The following is a 1560-nucleotide window of genomic DNA, read 5'->3' as shown; positions in this document are numbered from 1 at the left end:
ACGAGACAATTGTAGAAACCGACGGCGCAAATATCGATATCGAGCTAAATCAAAATAAAACCGCAAGTGGATTAACTACCTCGATTTACGTTTCTAAGAAAGAAAAAGTTGATGATAAGAACCTAAAAGTTTGGTTTACAGCTTATGATGGCTCTGCGGAGCCCGGTTTGGAAAGAGATAATTCTTTTGCCAGAGACTGGAGTGTAAGAAGAACAAAACCGCAAAACTTCTCTGGTAATATATTTGCACGTAATTGGTACCTAAGTAAAGTTAATTAATGATTACATCTATATCCTCCTCTGGGCGTAAAGCCCGACCGCCTAAGTGGTGGGGGAAGCTAGTCGATACTGTCCCGCGCTTAGAATTGCCGTGGCTCAGGCCAAAAACCTGGACCCCAGAACTTGCCCAAAAATGGATGAGAAGTATTCCATCAAAGTGTCCGTTTGAAAGGCAATGGTGGATGGGGGAGAGGTTAGTGCTCTTCATCCCGGCGCTCTGTTCCCTCAACCCACTCTCTACACAACTCTACTCCCTTCGTCTTGAAGCCCAAACATACTTGGCTCGGCTTGAAGCTGATAAAAAATCTGTTTAAAGAAATGTATCCAGCTTCAGACCTGAAATCTGAATCTGTGATATAATAACTAAGTGAGCAAAGAGAGATCTTTCCTCCAAGAGACCTATTTACTAAGAGAACTTAACATGTCCGCAACTTTTAACATCACGACCATTGACCTGAGCACCAATGCTCCTCAACTCGCTCCGCTCAGTGGCCGCGAATATAACTCTGAATACACCCAGCTCCCCAACGCCAACCTTCCTAAGGTAATGCGTAAGGAACTTGACACTATTTTCCAGTATCTGACCGGTGAAGAACTCCCTCTCGATGAGAATACCTTCCTCATCAAAGCTCGTGATGGTGTGTATTTCCGCCTCTTCGGCCCCGTCCTCAAAGTCGGTGCTGATGGCGTAGAAGGTACTGAAACTGGCAAACTCTACATTCAATGGGGTCCTCGCTTCATTCCCGTTGGGATCACGAAGGGTGGATTTGTAACCGAGGATGGTCGTGAGATGGAAGCCGAATTTGGCTCCTTTAACTTCTCCGGCCGTGGAGAGGATCCTTGCCTCTTCGTCTCCGTGGATACCAACGATGGCCAAACTGTCCTCCCTGTTGCCGTTCGCTTCAGCGATTGGGAAAATCCCACCGAACCTAAAGCCCTCAACGCTCTTCTGAAGAAGAAGCCTGAGGATGTGGTTGCCCTTCTCCAGCCCGTAACTCCGAAAGGTACTGGTTCTAGCGGCCCTCGTATTGAGGCCGATGAGGAAGTCGACTTCCGCGAACTGGATGTAAACACTCCTTACCAGGTTGTTGGTTATTATCCCTGCAAGACCTCTTATGGCTTGACCTATCGCATCTTGATTGATAATCTCCCTGAAGAGGGCAAGGTTTCCGGCGCATGGGCTCATAGCTCCATCCGTCCTCTCCTGGCCACTAAGCCCGAGATCAATCGCGAAAAGCCTGCTACTCTCACTCTGCGTAGCAAAGAAGAACTGGACTCGGGC

3 protein-coding genes are annotated in these 1560 nt (G+C 47.9%); all 3 read left to right on the top strand.

Annotated elements, in window-relative coordinates; genetic code table 11:
• On the top strand, positions 1-278 hold a 278-nt coding region (locus EBR25_13885; protein ID NBW42060.1), incomplete at its 5' end, for a hypothetical protein.
• The gene (locus tag EBR25_13880; GenBank protein ID NBW42059.1) at positions 278-592 is read left to right on the top strand and encodes a hypothetical protein; all 315 of its coding nucleotides are present in this window, start codon (positions 278-280) and stop codon (positions 590-592) included. The genes EBR25_13885 and EBR25_13880, both read left to right, overlap by 1 nt.
• Before the next feature lie 107 nt (positions 593-699).
• On the top strand, positions 700-1560 hold an 861-nt coding region (locus tag EBR25_13875; GenBank protein ID NBW42058.1), incomplete at its 3' end, for a hypothetical protein.

The organism is bacterium (assembly GCA_009926305.1).
Taxonomy (GTDB): domain Bacteria; phylum Bdellovibrionota_C; class UBA2361; order UBA2361; family RFPC01; genus RFPC01.
The sequence above is the reverse complement of the archived record's forward strand: the minus strand, read 5'-3'. Positions and strand labels throughout refer to the sequence as shown.